The organism is Virgisporangium ochraceum, assembly GCF_016863655.1.
Taxonomy (GTDB): Bacteria; Actinomycetota; Actinomycetes; order Mycobacteriales; family Micromonosporaceae; genus Virgisporangium; species Virgisporangium ochraceum.
Genome location: NZ_BOPH01000103.1, coordinates 1 through 15,226 on the forward strand (window position 1 = coordinate 1; position 15,226 = coordinate 15,226).

Below are 15,226 nucleotides of genomic sequence, written 5' to 3' on the forward strand. Positions count from 1 at the left end.
CTGTCCGCTGTACCGGGAACGCTGGGATCATGACAGTCGACCGCTCCGGATCCCGAATCGACCACCTCAACGTCGCCGTGCCCGACCTCGCCGCCGCCGTGGCGTTCTACGAGCCCGTGCTGGCCGCCATCGGCATCGCGAAGATGCTCGAGCACCTGGCCTTCACCGTCGACACGCGTGAGGACGTGGAGACGTTCTACCGCGCCGCCCTCGCGGGCGGCGCCACCCCGTTGCGGGAGCCCGCCGTCCACCCCGAGTACCACGACGACTACTACGGCGCCTTCGTGCTGGACCCCCACGGCATCAACCTGGAGGCGGTCTGCCACCGGCTCTGACGTCAGATGCCGGCCGGTGTCGCCCCGGGCCGACACGTCGTGCAGGGTGTTGCCGGCCCGCCCCACGCCCGCAGCACCGGGTCGACCGCGACGAGGTCGTCTACTCGGTCGTGGGCGGCATCTACGCGACGATCCACCGCCACATCGCCGCCGGCGGCCACGACCGGTTGCCGGACCTGCTGCCGTCGCTGACGTACGTCGCGCTGGCCCCGTTCCTCGGCCCCGCGGCGGCGGATGCACTCAGGTCCTGAAATGACCGGCCCCACCACACCGGACCGTCGAGCCGTTCGCGCACCGCGGTCCGGTGTGGCGGGCCACCGCACGCATGCCGGGGTCACGGCGCTGGCGCCTGCGGCCGGAACCGGTCGACGGCGACCCGCCGGCCGCGCGGGCGCAGCTGTTCCCCGCGTTCGACCGGCAGGTGGAGCTGTTCGCGGAGGGCGCGCTCCGGGAGGCTGCCTTCGACGGGGGTGGCGGTGACGTGAGGTTCTCCCCGCTGGTGCGTCACGCGGTGTACGAGGCCGTCCACGAGGCCAGCCGCCGCGACGGGGTGCCCGCGGGCGTCGGTCACCTGCTCGCGGCGGTGTTCGCCGCGCCGGGCAGCGCCGCGTCGACGGTCGCCGCCCACCTGTGGGTACCGGCGCACCTCGACCGGCAGTCGCGCCGGTACCGCGCCGGGGACGGCTTGCCGCCGTGGGCCCCGGAGGCCCTGAAGGCCGCCGGTGTCCTACCGTCCGACGTCTCCCGCGCCGGCACGGGGACCGTCGAGGTGCTGCTGAGCATCCTGGAACTGCACGAGCAGCTCGACCGTGCCGGGGCGGCGCTGCCGCCACCGGTCGACCGGGACAACACCGCGGGCCGGGTCCTGCGCGACCACGGGATCACCTACCTCGACGCCATCCGTCGCGACCTGCGGGTCTAGGCGTCGGCGCGGCGCTTGTGGGCGCCGACCAGCAGCGGCCACATCACGCTGTGGTCGCCGTGTTCGGTGGTGGCCCGGGCGATGTCGGCCAGCCAGGCGTCGCGCTGGTCGGTGGTGACCACGCCCAGCGTCACGGCCAGCGGCGACACGCTCCGGTACGTGCCGGCCAGCATGCCGCCCGCGGCGGCCAGCGGGTCGAGCCGACCGACGACGTCGGTTCCGTCGGGGGTGCCGATCCCCGCCCCGGCGAACAGGGTCGGCAGCCGGTGGCCCAGCCGCACGTCGCGGCCGGCGGCCGCGTAGGTGCCGAGGAACACGCGCCGCCACTCGTCCACGACGGGCAGCGGCGGGTATGAGTCGACGCCGCGCAGGTCGTAGTCCTGGACCACGAGGTGGCCGCCCGGCGCGGTCCAGCGCCACATCCGGCGCAGCGCCGCGACCGGGTCGGCGAGGTGCAGCAGGACCAGCCGCCCGAACACGAGGTCGAAGCCACCCTCGGGCAGGTCCGGGTCCTTCTCGACATCGGCCTCGACGAAGTCGAACGAGCACCGGTCGGCCGGCAACGACTCCAGCGCCGCCCGGCCGAGGTCGGCGTCGGTGTCCAGGCCGACCACGCGGCCGCTCGCGCCGACCCGGTCGGCCATCAGCCGCATGGTCTCGCCCGGCCCGCAGCCGACGTCGAGGCACCGCGCGCCGGGCGCGAGCCCGACCCGGTCGAGCAGGGCCGCCGTGGCCGGTTCCCAGATCCGCGCCTGCTGGCGCAGCCGTTCGTACTCCTGGGGCGTGCGCCCCATCACGTAGGTGCCCATGGTCGCCTCTCTCCATCGACGGGAATGTGTCGCCATGCTGGTCCGGGCGGGCGGCATCGCCCATCGTGGAGCGCATACTGAGGTTTTCCCGCCGGGAGCAGCGATGATCGGGCGCGACACCGAACTGGCGGCCGTCACCAGCCACCTCGCTGCCGCACGCGCCGGTTCGGGCCGGCTGCTGGTCCTCGAGGGACCGGCGGGTATCGGCAAGACGACACTGCTCGGCGCCGCGGCCGCACTCGCCCGCGCCGACGGGATGGCCGTCCTGCGGGCGCGCGGCAGCCCGATCGAGCGCGACTACCCGTTCGGGATCGTCCGCCAGGCCTTCGCGCCCGTCCAGGAGGAGCCCGGTTGGGACGCGCTGTGCCGCGGCCCGGCACGGCTCGCCGACCGGGTGCTCACCGCCGGCACGCCCGCACCGGCCAACGGCACCGACGCCATGTACGCCGCGACGCACGGGCTGTTCCGGCTCGTGGCCAACCTCGCCGCGCGCCGGCCGGCGCTGGTGTGCGTCGACGACGTGCACTGGGCCGACGCGCCCTCGCTGCGGTGGCTGGTCGGGCTGGCCCGCCGCGTCGACGAGCTGCCGCTCGCGGTGGTCGCCGCCGTGCGGTCCGGTGAGCCCGTCGCCGACGAGGACCTGCTCGGCGAGCTCGACGCCGCCGGTGCCCCGATGCGCCTCGACCCGCTCCCGGCCGCGTCCGCGGCGGAGCTGGTCCGCACGGAGCTACCGGCGGCCGGACCGGCGTTCGCGCGGGCCTGCCACGCGGTGACCGGCGGCAACCCGTTCCTGCTCGCGGCCCTGCTGAACCACCTGCGCGCCGAGGGCTGCGACGGCACGGACGGCGACGCCCCCGCGGCCCTGGGCAGGGTCGGGCCGCGGCAGGTGGCGCGCTGGGTCGAGGCGCAGCTGCGCCGGCTGCCCGCCGGCACCCGCGAGGTGGCCCACGCGATGGCGGTGCTCGGGCCGGCCGCCACCCCGCGGCAGGTCGGCGCGCTCACCGGTCTCGACGCGCCGGCCACCGCCGCCGGCACCGACGCGCTGCGCGCCGCCGGCCTGGTCACCGGCCCGGGTCTCGCGCTGGCCCACCCGATCGTGGCGGCGGCGCTGTACGACGGCACGGGACCGGGAACCCGCGCGCTGTGGCACGCCCGCGCGGCCCGGGTCCTCGCCACGGAGCCGGCCGGCGACCCGGAGCGCGCCGCGGCGCACCTGCTCCGGGCCGACCCGACCGGCGACCCGCGGGCCGTCGACCTCCTGCGGCAGGCCGCCGGCCGGGCCAGCGCCCGCGGCGCCCCGGAGACCGCCGCGACGTTCCTGCGCCGCGCGCTCGCCGAACCGCCCGACGAGCCGTCGACCGTGGCCGCGGTGCGGCTGGAGCTCGCGCTGGCCCTCGCCGCCGGCCGGCAGACCGGCGCGGCCGAGCTGGCCCACGACGTGGTGGCGCGGATCGGCGACCCGGTCGCCCGGGCCGACGCCGCGCTGCGCACCGCCCGCGCGCTGGCGGTGGCCGGTGAGAGCGACGCGGTCGTCCGGCTGCACCGGCTGGTGCTGGGCCGGCCTGTCGGCGTCCCGGAGCAGACCCTCGCCCGGGTGGACGCGGAGCTGGCGGCGGCCGTGTGGACCGACAGCCGCACGAAGCCGCTGGCCCACGACGCGGTGCGCCGCGCCCGGGCGGAGGAGCCGGCCCTGCCGCTGTGGCGGGTGAACGCGGCCATCGAGGCGACGTTCGCCGGTCGGCCGGCCCGGGAATGCCTCGACCTGCTCGGGCCGGTGCTGGAGCCGGGCGTGCTGGCCGCCGAGACCGACTCGCTGCTGCCGACCGTCGCCGGCATCGCGCTCGTCGCCAACGGCGAGCTCGTGGCGGCCCGCGCCGCGAGCGACGCGGTGGTCGCCGACGCGTCGGCCCGCGGCTGGCCCAGCACCCTGGCGCACGGCCGGTTCATGCGCGCGCTCGCGGAACTGCCCGCCGGCGCGGTGACCGACGCGGCCGCCGACGCGCGGGCGGCGCTGGAGTTCAAGCTGGCGACGGCCACCCCGCTCGCGGCGACCCTGTGGGCCCTGTGCCCGCTGGTCGACGCGCTGGTCGAGGCCGACCGCCTCGACGACGCCGACGACGCGCTCGCGTCGGCCGGCGTCGGCAGCCCACCCGACCACGCGCTCACCGCGCCGATGATCCTGCAGAGCCGGGCGAGGCTGCGGTCGGCGCAGGGCCGCCCGGCCGAGGCACTGGCCGACCTCGACGACGCGGCGGCGCGGTGGGCCGCGCTCGACGTACGCCACCCGGCGCTGGTGACGTGGCGCGCCGACTCGATCGAGCCGCTGCTCGCCCTCGGCCGGCGGGCGGAGGCTGTCGCCGCCGCGCGGGAGCACCTGCGGGCGGCGACGACGGCCGGCGTCCCGGGCCCGCTGGGCACGGCGCTGCGGGCCGCCGCCAGGGCCGACCGCGACCGACGGATCGACCTCCTCGACCGGGCCGTCCGCGTGACCGCCGGCACCCCGGCCGTGCTGGCGCACGTCCACGCGCTGCACGACCTCGGCCGCGCGCTGCGCCGCGCCGGCCACCGCGCCGGGGCCCGCGACCCGCTGCGGTCGGCGCTGGCCCTCGCCGACGCCGGTGGCGCGGCGCGGCTGTCGGCGAACGCCCTGGCCGAGTTGCGCGCCGCCGGCGCCCGGCCGCGGCGGGCGGCCCTGCGCGGGCCGGACGCGCTGACCGGCGCCGAGCAGCAGGTGGCCACGCTCGCCGCAGGCGGCTACACGAACCGGCAGATCGCCCAGCACCTCACGCTGAGCCGGCGCACCGTCGAGACGCACCTCGCGCACGCCTACCAGAAGCTCGGCATCCACTCCCGCTCCGAGCTGGCGGGCCACCTGGGTTAGGCCGGTTTCGCGCGCCATTCGTGCCCGCCCCGGGGTGAACAGGCAGGATGTGCTGCATGGCCGCCCCCCGAACGCCGGCGTCGTCGCCGTGGGCGCCGCTGCGGCACCGCGTGTTCGCGGGGCTCTGGGTCGGGGTGTTCTTCTCGACGCTCGGCGTCTGGATGCAGACGCTGGGCGCGCAGTGGCTGCTCGTCGAGACCCCGAACGCGGCGGCGGTCGTGGCGCTGGTGCAGGTCGCGACGACGTTGCCGATGATGCTGCTCGCCCTGCCGGCGGGGGTGCTGGCCGACGTGTTCGACCGGCGCTGGCTGCTCCTGGTCGTCCAGGGCTACCTGACCGTTCTCGCGGTGCTGCTGTGGGTCGCCACCGTCACCGACCGGATGACGCCCTGGCTGCTGCTCGGGTTCACGTTCCTGCTCGGCGTCGGTGGCGCGGTGCAGATCCCGACCTGGCAGGCGAGCACGTCGGAACTGGTGCCGCGGGCGCAGGTCCGGGCCGCCGCCCAGCTGGAGATGGTGGCGATCAACCTGTCCCGGGCCGCCGGGCCGGCCCTCGCCGGGGTGATCATCGCCAACGTCGGGGTGTCGGCGGTGTTCGGGCTCAACGCGCTCGCGGCCGTGCCGATGGCCGTCGCGCTGCTGCTGTGGCGCCGCGAACCGACGCTGACGCCGGGCGGCCGGGAACGGTTCTGGTCGGCGCTGCGCGCCGGCGGCCGCTACGTGTGGCACGACGCCGACTCCCGGCGGATTCTCGTGCGGCTGGCCGCGTACCTGTTCCCCGCCGCCGCGTTGTGGGCGCTGCTGCCGCTCGCGGCCCGCCGGTTCGGCGTCGGCGCCGACGGGTACGGGCTGCTGTTCGCCGCCCTCGGCGTCGGTGCCATCACCGGCGCGCTGGTGCTGGGACGGGTCCGCCGGTTCCTGTCGACCACCAGGACGCTCACCGTCTCCGGCGCGGTCATGGCGCTGGCGCTGGTGCTGCTGGTGACGGTGCCGAGCTTCGCCGCGGCGGTCGTCGTCGGGGTCGCGGCCGGTGTCTCGTGGACGGCCACGATCTCGACCCTCATCGCCGAGCTGCGCCTGTTCCTGCCGGCGTGGGTGATGGGCCGCGGCATGGCCGTCTACACGATGGTCTTCACCGGGTGCCAGGCCCTCGGCGCGTTGCTGTGGGGCCTCGTCGCCGGGTGGTGGGGGCTCACGGCGACCTACGTCATCTGTGCCGTGCTGTCGGTGGTCGCGGTGGTCGCGGGGCTGGTGTGGAAGGTGGCGGACGCGGGTGAGCACGCCCCGGACCCCGTCGTCTACTGGGCGGAGGCACGGGTCAGCGGCGACCCGGACCCCGACGCCGGCCCGGTGATGGTCACCGTGCGGTACACGATCGCCCCCGACGACGAGGCGGACTGGCTGGCGGCGATGCGCCACCTCCGCCGGTCGCGGCTGCGCACGGGCGCCATCCGCTGGGAGCTCTACCGCGACGCCGAGTACCCCGACCGGTTCGTCGAGCAGTTCCGGGTCGGCTCGTGGCAGGAGCACCTGCGTCAGCACGAGGGCCGCCTGACCGAGCTCGACCGGCAGGTCGAGGAGAACGCGATGCGCTTCTCCGACCCGCCCGTCACCGCGACCCACCTGCTGCCGCCCTGACGCTGGCGCCGCACCGGCACCGCGGAGGCCCGACCCGCGCCGGTGGCGCGCTCATCCGCCCGGGAGGAGGCCGCCGGGTCCGCGGCTGCCGAGACTGGGACGGTCGGTCCGGGAGCCGGAGGGAAGCGGTCCAGGGGGTTGGTCCGCGACGGGTGATCGAGACCCCGGTCCCGGCCCGACCTGTCGGAGGGGACGCGTCATGTGCCGTTGGCTGGCGTACTCGGGATCACCGATCCTGATCGAGGAGCTGCTGTACAAGCCGCGGTACTCGCTGATCGACCAGAGCATGCACTCCCGGATGGGCGTCGAGACCACCAACGGTGACGGCGTCGGCGTCGGCTGGTACGGCGTCGACGGGCCGCCGGAGCCGACGCTGTTCCGGGGCGTGGGACCGGCGTGGGGCGACGTCAACCTGCGCGAGCTCGGCCGGTCGATCTCGTCGTCGCTGTTCCTCGCGCACATCCGGGCGAGCACCGGTACGGCGGTGCAGCAGACGAACTGCCACCCGTTCCGGTTCGGCCGGTGGCTGTGGCAGCACAACGGCTCCATCCGCGAGTTCGCCCGGCTCAAGCGCGACCTCGTCCTGGCCGTCGACCCGGCCTTCTACCCGTCGATCGCCGGTTCGACGGACTCCGAGGTGATGTTCCACCTCGCGCTCACGTTCGGGCTCGAGGACGACCCCGTCCGGGCGGTGGAGCGGATGGCCGGGTTCGTCGAGTCGGTGGCCCGCCGGCACGGCGTGCCCGACCCGCTGCAGATGACCGTCGCGACCACCGACGGCGAGCGGTTGTGGGCGTTCCGGTACTCCAGCCAGCGCGAGAGCCGGTCGCTGTTCGTCAACACCGCGGTGTCGGCGCTGCGTGAGCTGTACCCGGACAACGAGAACCTGCACCGCCTCTCGGACGAGACACGCATCGTGGTGTCCGAGCCGCTGGGCGAGCTGCCCGGCGCGTGGCAGCCGGTTCCGGAGTCCAGCTGGGGGATCGTCGTCAAGGGCGGCGACCGGCTGGGCCCGTTCCGGCCGCTGGAGCGCTGACCGCTCAGGTCCCGCGGCGGGCCCTGAGCTGACCTATCCGGCGCTGCCGCCGACCTGGGGGCGCCCGACCCGCTACGGTCGGCTTCGAAGGTCGTCGGCAGCACTGTGGGAGGTTCTCATGAGCGATCACGTCTACCGCGTCACCGAGATCGTCGGCTCCTCGCCCGACGGTGTCGACCAGGCCATCCGCAACGCCGTCTCCCGCGCGTCGCGCACGCTGCGCAACCTCGACTGGTTCGAGGTCGTGAACATCCGCGGGCACCTCGCCGAGGGTCAGGTGGCCCACGTCCAGGTGACGCTGAAGGTCGGGTTCCGGCTCGAGGACGAGTGACGGTCGGCCCCGTCACATCGCGTTGACCTCAACCGCGGTTGAGGTCGGACGATCGGCCGGTGAGTTCGTTGTCCGCGCCGTACCGGGCGCTCACCGTCGGCATGATCACGCTCGTCACGCTCGTCGCCTTCGAGGCGGTGGCCGTCACCACGGCCATGCCAACCGTGGCCCGCGCCCTCGACGGCCTGGCGCTGTACGCGCTGGCGTTCGGTGGGGCGCTCGCCGCGTCGGTCGTCGGCATGGTCGTGGCCGGGGCGTGGGGTGACGCGCGCGGACCGGCCGGGCCGACCTGGGCCGGTGTCGGGTTGTTCGTCGTGGGACTGGCGATCGCCGGCACCGCGCCGGACATGTGGGTGCTCGTCGGTGGACGGGTCGTGCAGGGCTTCGGCGGCGGGCTCGTGGTCGTCGCGCTCTACGTGGTGGTCGGGCGGGCGTACCCGGCGGAGCTGCATCCGCGGGTGTTCGCCGCGTTCGCCGGCGCCTGGGTGCTGCCGTCGATCGCGGGTCCGTCGGTCGCCGGGCTCGTCGTGGAGCACCTGCACTGGCGGTGGGTGTTCCTCGGCGTGGTGCTGCTCGCGGTCCCCTCGGTGCTGTTGATCCTTCCGGGACTGCGCGGCCTGCCGCCGACCCCGCGCGGCGCCGCCGACCTGTCCGTGGTCCGGTGGGCGGTCGCCGCGGCGGTCGGTGTCGGGCTGCTGCACCTCGGTGGCCAGCGCGGCGGCGTCGACGCGGTGGTGCTGATCGGCGCCGGCCTCGCCGGGCTGGTGCTCGCGACGCCGAGGCTGCTGCCGGCGGGTACGTTCGCCGTGCGCCGCGGGCTGCCGAGCGTGGCGCTGCTGCGCGGGTTCGCCGGTGCCGCGTTCATCCAGGCCGACGTGTTCATCCCGCTGATGCTGACCCGCGAGCGCGGGTTCTCGCCGTGGGCGGCGGGCCTCACGCTCACCGTGGGCGGGCTGGCCTGGTCGGTGGGCTCCTGGTACCAGTCGCGCCTGGGTCAGCGGTTCGCCCCGAGCGCGCGGCTGACCGCCGGGTTGGCGCTGATCGCGGTCGGGGTGGCGTCGGCCGCCGCCGTGGTCGCGCCCGCGGTGCCGGTCGCCGTGGTCGTCGGCGGCTGGCTCCTGGGTGGACTGGGCATGGGCGTGTCGTATCCGACGATGTCCGCGCTCACGCTCCGGCTCGCACCCGCCGGGACCGAGGGGCGGAGCAGCTCGTCGCTGCAGCTGTCCGACTCGCTGCACTCGACGACCGTCCTGGCGGTGAGCGGCACCCTGTTCGCCGCGCTCGTCGCCACGTCTCCGCCGGCCGCCTACCTGACCGGGTACGGCCTGGCGTTCGTGCTGGCCGTCGCCGGCGTCTTCGTCGCGCGGCGGACGGCGGTCCCGGTCGCGACCGACGCCCGGGTGCCCGCCCCGGTCGGCTGAACGCGGTCTCCGCTACGCGGTGAGCAGGTAGTCGTCGGCGTCGGGGTTCCAGCTCAACTGCACCGCGCCGGTGGTGGCGGCGGCCTTGCAGAACTGGAGGAACGTGCGGTAGCCGAGCTTCTTCTCGCTGAAGTCCGGCCGGATCCGGCGGACCTGGTTCTTCAGGCCGGACAACGCGACCGCGCCACCCACGTCCTGCACGACGGAGCGCAACAGCGCGAACGCGTCCTCCTCGTCGCCGTGCTCGGGGAGGGCGACCTCGGGGTCGCCCTTGGCGCGGCCGTCGCCCAGCTCGATCACGTTGCGGTCGGCCAGGTGGCGCAGCAGTTCGCCGAAGGCGCGGAACCCGTAGTCGGACTCGCTGAACGTCGGGTCCTTGCGCAGCAGCGTCCGCTTCAACGTCGACGCCGTGACCTCGCCTCCGGAGCTGCCCTGCAGGCCGGCGACGGTCTGTGCGACGAGCACCGCCAACTCGTCGTCGTCGCGGCCGGGTTCCGCCGGGGGCGGGTCCGCCGGCGCCGGTTCCGCCCGTCGCTGGTCCGCTTCGGCGGGACGCGCGGCGCGGCCGCCGCCGCGGGTGCGTGCCGCCGGCACCTCGACGCCTTCGAGCCGGTCGTAGTACAGGAACTCGTCGCAGGCCGGCGGCAGCAGGGCCGAGGTGGACTTCTCGACACCGACGCCGATGACGCGCTTGTTGAGGCCGCGCAGCTTGTGGACCAGGGGCGTGAAGTCGCTGTCGCCGGTGCACAGCACGAACGTCGAGATGTAGTCGCGTTCGAAGGCCAGCTCCATGGCGTCGACGGCCATCTTGATGTCGGCCGCGTTCTTGCGTGAGGCGCCCATGCGCTGCGGCATCTCGATCAGTTCGACGTGGGAGCGGGTGAGCATGCGCCGGTCCTCGTCGAAGTAGGACCAGTCGGCGTAGGCCCGCCGCACCACGACCCGGCCGCGCTCGGCGAGGGCGTCGGCGATCGGCCGGAAGTCGAACGTCATGCCGCCGAGGTTGTCGCGTGCGCCGAGGGCGAGGTTCTCGTAGTCGAGGAACAGCGCGATCCGGTCTTCCTGATCCACAGGCGCAGCGTACGCCGCCTCAGCCGGACCACACGGGAGCGCCGTCGACGAACGGCCAGTCGATCTTGTGCGTGCGCAGGTCCTCGACCAGGCTGCGCACGTAGGTCAGCTCGGCGGTGACCACCCGCTGCTGGTACTCCGACTCGATGGCGAACAGCCGGGGGAGGAAGGCGCCGACCTCGGCGATCTCGGCGTCGAGGGCGGCCAGTTGCCCCTCGAGCCGCTCGACGCGGGCGGTCAGCGCGCGGAGCGCGTCGTCGGGCGCGAGGTTGGGCAGGAAGGACAGCGCCGCCGGGAACTCGGTGTACTCGCGTGCCGGCGTCGACAGCATGGCGTGCAGCCAGTCCCGCAGCGTCGCCCGGCCCGCGTCGGTGATGCGGTAGGTGATGCGTTCGGGACGGTTGTCGGCGCGCCCGGTCGAGGTGACCTCGGCGAGTCCGTCGCGGACCAGGCGCTGGATCGTCTGGTACACGCTGTTGCGCTGGCTGACGTTGACGATGTCGTCCTTGCGGCGCTCCCTGATCAGCTGCTGCATCCGGTAGGCGTGCATCGGCTCCTCGGTGAGCATCGACAGCACGGCCAGTGCGAGGACGGAGCGGCGTGGTTCGGGCACCCGCAGATTTTACGTTGACCGAAGGTTAGTCATAATGTGTATATTCATAGTATGACGTTCACGCAGGCGGCACCCGTGTCCCGGCCCACCTCGAAGCCCGGTCTGCCCCACCTCCTCGCGCTCGGCGCGGTCGTCGGTCCGGTCCTGTTCACCGTGTCCTGGCTCGTACTCGGAGCCGTCAGCGACGGCTACACGCTCTTCGGACACACGTTCCGCGACTACTCGCCGGTCAGCCAGCCGATCAGCGGGCTGGGCATGGGCGACACCGCCCCGTACATGAACACCGCGTTCGTCCTCTGTGGACTGCTGCTCGTCGTCGGCGTCGTCGGCGTCATGCGGGTCACGTCAGGCGGGCGCGTCACCACGGCTCTGCTCGCGCTCACCGGCGTGGGGCAGGCGATGTGCGGCATCTTCACGCTGGAGGCGATGATGCCGCACTCGCTCGGTTTCATGCTGGCCCTCGGTACGCCGGCCGTGAGCTTCCTGCTGGCCGGCCGTCACTTCCGTCGCGTGCCGGGCTGGGAGCGCCTCGGCACCGGGCTGTTCGTCGCGGCGCCGGTCTCGCTCGCACTGTTCGTCGCGTTCTTCATGACGTTCCAGCCCACCGCCGACGGGGCGGAGCACGGCGTCGCGGGTCTCGTGCAGCGCGCCGGCGCGGTCGAGGTCTTCGCCTGGTTCGTCGCGATGGGCTGGATGGCGTTCCGGCACCGCTGACTGCCGAGGTCCGACACCGGCGCACCCTTGTCCGACCCGGTGGCCGCGAGGACCATCGGGTCGCGCGCCCCGGGCCAGGTGATGACGCGGTCGTGGGGACTGCACGGTGACCCCGCCCTGCTGGTCGAGGCCGCCCAGCGGCTGCGCCTGGGCATCAGGGCGGGCGTCTACCGGTCCCAACCGCCCGGCGAGTCCGCCATGTTCGGCGTGGCGCGACTGCTCGACGCGATCGCGTTCTCGATGCACGTCGAGGGCGCCACCCATCCCCGCGTCGTCACGGGCGCGACAGAGGTGGCGCACCACGTGCTGACGTACGTGCCAGCCGATCCGCCCTGACGGCACCACCACCGGTGACGACGCCCGCCTCACTCCAGGTGCGGGTCCGTCACCCCGCCCGGGCAGGTCAGGCCGGCCGCGTCCCAACCGGCGAGGCGGGCACCGGCCTGGTAGGCGCTCTCGTAGAAGGCGAGCACGGTGGCGCGCGGGTCGGTCGCGGTCCGCGCGTCGTCGTAGCGCAGCACGGCAAGGTGACTGGCGTTGCGCGGCACCCATTGCGCTGCACCGGGTTCCAACGGCTGGTCCGCCAGCCCGGCCGGCTCGGGGGCGGTGTAGGAGTAGAACGCCGGGTCGGCGAAGGCGTCGTCGCCGAACCAGAAGCCGAAGCTGATCACCTCCCGCGAGTACGCCTCACGCGTCACCGGGTCGACCTCCCGTGGCTGGACGACCTGACGCTCCGAGAAGCGGGTGTGGGCGATGTCGAACGTGTGCCAGAAGTGGTGGACCGGGCTGACCTTGCCGGAGTACCGGGCCGCGAACTCCTCCAGAACCACGTTCACCTGGCTGAGGACCTGCCAGTAGCGGTTGGCCCAGACCGGGTCGTAGGTGGCGTGCTCGGTGTCGTCGCTGAACGGCCGGTCGACGTCCGGCAGGTCGAAGGGCACCGGCCGGTCGATACCGACCCGGATGCCGAGCGAGCGCAGCGCGTTCATGGTGTCGCGGTAGAACGCGGCGACGGAGCGGCCGTAGAGGGGGAACGACACGGCCGTGCCCTCGACGGTCGTGACCAGCAGCTGGTGGTCGACGAAGTCGAAGTCGATGGTGAAGATGGTGTCGAGGTCGGCCGGGCCCATCGGGCGGCTGGTGATGCCGCGGCCGGTCAGATGGAACGGCACGTTCCACCAGTGGTTGCGGCGGGGGCTGGCGGCCAGGCGTATCTTGCCGACCACCTGGGCGAAGCGGTGCAGCGTGGTTTTCGTGTCCTGCCAGGCGGCGAGCGGCATCGGAGGGAACAGGTCCATGCAGTCACTCCTTGCGGTGCGGTGCGACGACCTTGTCACACGCTCCCGGTGATGTGCGGCCTTTCCGACACCCTTCACCCGGGACTCCACCGCGGTGACGGGACGCTCAGTCCTCGTGGAGGCGGGGAGCCACGATCGTGAAGGGCGCGTGGTCGACCAGGACTGCCTGCTCGCGCTTGCGGTGGATGGCGTACGTTCCCGCCGCGATGCCGTTGGCGCCGTGCTCGCCGGTGTGGACGAGCAGGGCGCTCTGCCCACCGGGCACCAGGAGGTACCCGAGCCGCACGCCGTCGACGTCGCCGCGCCAGCGCACGTCGGGGGAGTCGAAGCCGGCGTGCAGCCAGTGGGTGTTGCCGGTGGCCTCGCCGTGCACCACCGCGACCCCTGTGGCCGCGACCGGCTCCAGGCCCGACGCGGGCAGCGACCCGGCCGGCACCGGTACGACCAGCAGGTCGCCCTGCGCCTGGGGGCCGGACAGCAGCGGCACCGCGATGTCGGCGTCCAGGTGGGCGGGCACCGCGACGGCGGACAGGGCGAGAGCGGACGCGTAGGTGTGCATGACGGTCTCCCTTCCGGGGGTCAGGTTCGGCGTTGCAGGGTGCGGTAGACGTCGACGGGACAGTCGTACTGCCAGGCGGCGGCCTCGACCGGGTCGTCGAGGTGGCCGGGCACGGTCTCGGCGTACACCGTTGGACGGTCGGTGCCGTCGGGGCTGCCATTGGTCATGACGAGCACGCGGGTCGGGCCGAGGCGGCGTCGCGGGTCCTCGTACAGCCGCAGTTCGTGCGGGTGGTTGCCGGGGTCGGGGGCCGACGCGACCAGGCGCAGCCCCGCCCGGTCGATGTAGGTGAGCCAGCCCATGCGTTCGATCGCGGCGCGGCGGACCTCGCTGTTGTGGTGCCGGTGGATCTCGTCGACGGTCCAGCCGCGTTCGATCAGGCCGGCCGGCACCCGGGTTCCGTGCCAGAAGTACAGCCGCAGACCGTCGCGCCAGCGCACCGCGGGGCCGTCTGTCCGATGTGGACGGTAGCTTCCGCCGGCGTACTCGACGTGCAGCTCCACCGGGGGCTCGCTGACGACCACGAACTCCGGGTGGGCCCACCACCAGACGTGGCCGGCGCCGGCGAGCGTGGCGACCGCGTCGAGGTCGGCGACGGCCACCGTCCGGTGCCGCCACCTCCACGCGGCCGCCGAGCCGGTGGCCAGCCGGGTCAGGGCGGCGGTGACGCGCGCCGAGGCGACGGTCACCGGCTCCGGAGCGTCGATGATGCGCCGGACGAGGTCGGTGGCGCGGCGCCGGCGGTTCTGCGAGGCGACCGTGGCCATCGACCGCAGTCCGGCGTCGACAGCGGTCCGGACCGGTCCGCACGCGAGTTCGACCTGTCGGTCCACAGTGGAGTCGGTCGGCGGCGGTACTCCGACGTCGAGGAGGGCGGCCAGGACGCGGCGGCCGGTCGCGTCGAGGTCGGTCACGGCGCGGTCGTGCGTCGCGCGCACGGCCGCGTCCGCGCGCTGGCTCCGATCGGACCGCGTGAGCGTGGACGCGCCGCCGAGGAGCCCGGCGAGCACCGCGCAGAAGACGACGAAGCCCACCCGCTGCCGGTCCTCGACGACCACCGCGAGCAGTGCCGCGCCGCCAGCGCCGCAGACCGCGCTGATGACCACGGCGACGCCGACGTTGTAGACCTCCCGGACGACGGCGCCCACCGCGACGGCCGCGCGTCGGCCGCGGCCGGCCGGCGCAGTGGTCCGCCGCTGCCGCTCACGCAGGAGGGTCGCGGCCGCGGTCCGCGCGGCCAGGTCGCCGACGAGCGGCGAGGGGACCCACCACACCCGCCCCGGCCACGCCAGACCGGCCGCGAGATACGCCCGGTGCAGCTGCCCGACGATCGCGGCCCGGTCCCGGTCCGGCAGCGGCCCACACGTGAGGAACCGCCGCCGGCACTGCGCAACGAAGTCGATGACTGTCACGGTAGGCGTTCCGTCAACACTGCGCCTGAAGCGAGCGGACGCGGGCCCGGTGCCGGGCCCGCGTCCACGGGGTCACGGTGCGCGGTCAGCGCCGCAGGGTGAGCAGGCCGGGCCGGTAGGGCAGCAGGCCGTAGTCACCACCGGAGCTGGGGGAGCGGCCCTGGTACAGCAGTTGGAGGTTGCACGG

17 protein-coding genes are annotated in these 15,226 nt (G+C 74.5%); 10 read left to right on the forward strand and 7 right to left on the reverse strand.

The genetic code is table 11. From position 1 onward, the window contains the following. Window positions 1–29 precede the first annotated feature (29 nt). The 3 genes from Voc01_RS37840 (at window position 30) to Voc01_RS37850 (ending at window position 1,257) form a co-directional block, all read left to right on the forward strand. Complete coding sequence (locus Voc01_RS37840) at window positions 30–335, forward strand: VOC family protein (protein WP_203932499.1); 306 nt, start codon at window positions 30–32, stop codon at window positions 333–335. A gap of 110 nt (window positions 336–445) precedes the next feature. Next, window positions 446–586, forward strand: coding sequence for a hypothetical protein (locus Voc01_RS37845; protein WP_203932500.1), 141 nt, complete (start codon window positions 446–448; stop codon window positions 584–586). A 74-nt stretch (window positions 587–660) separates the two neighbouring features. After that, a complete protein-coding gene (locus Voc01_RS37850; RefSeq protein ID WP_203932501.1) occupies window positions 661–1,257 on the forward strand; it encodes a hypothetical protein in 597 nt (198 codons plus the stop codon). Here Voc01_RS37850 and Voc01_RS37855 read toward each other — a convergent pair. Beyond that, entirely contained in the window at window positions 1,254–2,066 is an 813-nt protein-coding gene (locus tag Voc01_RS37855) for a methyltransferase domain-containing protein (protein WP_203932502.1), read from the reverse strand. The two genes, Voc01_RS37850 and Voc01_RS37855, sit on opposite strands and share 4 nt — an antisense overlap. A 103-nt stretch (window positions 2,067–2,169) precedes the next feature. On the opposite strand from Voc01_RS37855, the gene Voc01_RS37860 reads away from it, so the two are divergent. From Voc01_RS37860 to Voc01_RS37880, 5 genes are all read left to right on the forward strand, one after another. Beyond that, complete coding sequence (locus Voc01_RS37860; RefSeq protein WP_203932503.1) at window positions 2,170–4,947, forward strand: ATP-binding protein; 2,778 nt, start codon at window positions 2,170–2,172, stop codon at window positions 4,945–4,947. A 56-nt stretch (window positions 4,948–5,003) separates the two neighbouring features. Continuing rightward, complete coding sequence (locus Voc01_RS37865; RefSeq protein WP_203932504.1) at window positions 5,004–6,584, forward strand: MFS transporter; 1,581 nt, start codon at window positions 5,004–5,006, stop codon at window positions 6,582–6,584. Between the two features lie 199 nt (window positions 6,585–6,783). Continuing rightward, entirely contained in the window at window positions 6,784–7,620 is an 837-nt protein-coding gene (locus Voc01_RS37870; RefSeq protein ID WP_203932505.1) for a class II glutamine amidotransferase, read from the forward strand. 118 nt (window positions 7,621–7,738) lie between these two features. After that, window positions 7,739–7,951 carry a dodecin gene (locus tag Voc01_RS37875; RefSeq protein WP_203932506.1) on the forward strand — a complete coding sequence of 71 codons (213 nt, stop codon included), beginning with the start codon at window positions 7,739–7,741 and terminating at the stop codon, window positions 7,949–7,951. Window positions 7,952–8,010: 59 nt separating this feature from the next. Next, entirely contained in the window at window positions 8,011–9,372 is a 1,362-nt protein-coding gene (locus tag Voc01_RS37880) for an MFS transporter (protein WP_239160790.1), read from the forward strand. Window positions 9,373–9,384: 12 nt separating this feature from the next. Here the strand turns inward: Voc01_RS37880 and Voc01_RS37885 are convergent, their stop codons facing one another. Both Voc01_RS37885 and Voc01_RS37890 read right to left on the reverse strand, forming a co-directional pair. Beyond that, complete coding sequence (locus tag Voc01_RS37885) at window positions 9,385–10,443, reverse strand: PIN domain-containing protein (RefSeq protein WP_203932507.1); 1,059 nt, start codon at window positions 10,441–10,443, stop codon at window positions 9,385–9,387. Window positions 10,444–10,462: 19 nt separating this feature from the next. Beyond that, window positions 10,463–11,056 (reverse strand): PadR family transcriptional regulator, encoded by a 594-nt coding sequence (locus Voc01_RS37890; protein WP_239160791.1) that lies wholly within the window; start codon window positions 11,054–11,056, stop codon window positions 10,463–10,465. A gap of 51 nt (window positions 11,057–11,107) precedes the next feature. On the opposite strand from Voc01_RS37890, the gene Voc01_RS37895 reads away from it, so the two are divergent. Together Voc01_RS37895 and Voc01_RS37900 are read left to right on the forward strand one after the other, a co-directional pair. Further along, window positions 11,108–11,770 carry a DUF998 domain-containing protein gene (locus Voc01_RS37895; protein WP_203932508.1) on the forward strand — a complete coding sequence of 221 codons (663 nt, stop codon included), beginning with the start codon at window positions 11,108–11,110 and terminating at the stop codon, window positions 11,768–11,770. Between the two features lie 39 nt (window positions 11,771–11,809). After that, window positions 11,810–12,106 carry a hypothetical protein gene (locus Voc01_RS37900; RefSeq protein WP_203932509.1) on the forward strand — a complete coding sequence of 99 codons (297 nt, stop codon included), beginning with the start codon at window positions 11,810–11,812 and terminating at the stop codon, window positions 12,104–12,106. Between the two features lie 29 nt (window positions 12,107–12,135). Here the strand turns inward: Voc01_RS37900 and Voc01_RS37905 are convergent, their stop codons facing one another. From Voc01_RS37905 to Voc01_RS55110, 4 genes are all read right to left on the reverse strand, one after another. Continuing rightward, window positions 12,136–13,068 (reverse strand): DUF5996 family protein, encoded by a 933-nt coding sequence (locus tag Voc01_RS37905; RefSeq protein WP_203932510.1) that lies wholly within the window; start codon window positions 13,066–13,068, stop codon window positions 12,136–12,138. Between the two features lie 106 nt (window positions 13,069–13,174). Beyond that, complete coding sequence (locus tag Voc01_RS37910) at window positions 13,175–13,627, reverse strand: DUF8820 family protein (RefSeq protein WP_203932511.1); 453 nt, start codon at window positions 13,625–13,627, stop codon at window positions 13,175–13,177. Window positions 13,628–13,647: 20 nt separating this feature from the next. After that, window positions 13,648–15,039 carry a DUF6745 domain-containing protein gene (locus Voc01_RS37915; protein WP_203932512.1) on the reverse strand — a complete coding sequence of 464 codons (1,392 nt, stop codon included), beginning with the start codon at window positions 15,037–15,039 and terminating at the stop codon, window positions 13,648–13,650. Between the two features lie 85 nt (window positions 15,040–15,124). After that, window positions 15,125–15,226: non-reducing end alpha-L-arabinofuranosidase family hydrolase (locus tag Voc01_RS55110; RefSeq protein WP_507772766.1), on the reverse strand; the 102-nt coding region annotated here is incomplete at its 5' end.

Excerpts from the sequence above, each read along its gene's own strand:
- Voc01_RS37840 (WP_203932499.1), top strand. The coding sequence starts at position 30 with ATGACAGTCGACCGCTCCGGATCCCGAATCGACCACCTCAACGTCGCC.
- Voc01_RS37850 (WP_203932501.1), top strand. The coding sequence starts at position 661 with ATGCCGGGGTCACGGCGCTGGCGCCTGCGGCCGGAACCGGTCGACGGC.
- Voc01_RS37855 (WP_203932502.1), bottom strand. The coding sequence starts at position 2,066 with ATGGGCACCTACGTGATGGGGCGCACGCCCCAGGAGTACGAACGGCTG.
- Voc01_RS37860 (WP_203932503.1), top strand. The coding sequence starts at position 2,170 with ATGATCGGGCGCGACACCGAACTGGCGGCCGTCACCAGCCACCTCGCT.
- Voc01_RS37865 (WP_203932504.1), top strand. The coding sequence starts at position 5,004 with ATGGCCGCCCCCCGAACGCCGGCGTCGTCGCCGTGGGCGCCGCTGCGG.
- Voc01_RS37870 (WP_203932505.1), top strand. The coding sequence starts at position 6,784 with ATGTGCCGTTGGCTGGCGTACTCGGGATCACCGATCCTGATCGAGGAG.
- Voc01_RS37875 (WP_203932506.1), top strand. The coding sequence starts at position 7,739 with ATGAGCGATCACGTCTACCGCGTCACCGAGATCGTCGGCTCCTCGCCC.
- Voc01_RS37895 (WP_203932508.1), top strand. The coding sequence starts at position 11,108 with ATGACGTTCACGCAGGCGGCACCCGTGTCCCGGCCCACCTCGAAGCCC.
- Voc01_RS37905 (WP_203932510.1), bottom strand. The coding sequence starts at position 13,068 with ATGGACCTGTTCCCTCCGATGCCGCTCGCCGCCTGGCAGGACACGAAA.
- Voc01_RS37910 (WP_203932511.1), bottom strand. The coding sequence starts at position 13,627 with ATGCACACCTACGCGTCCGCTCTCGCCCTGTCCGCCGTCGCGGTGCCC.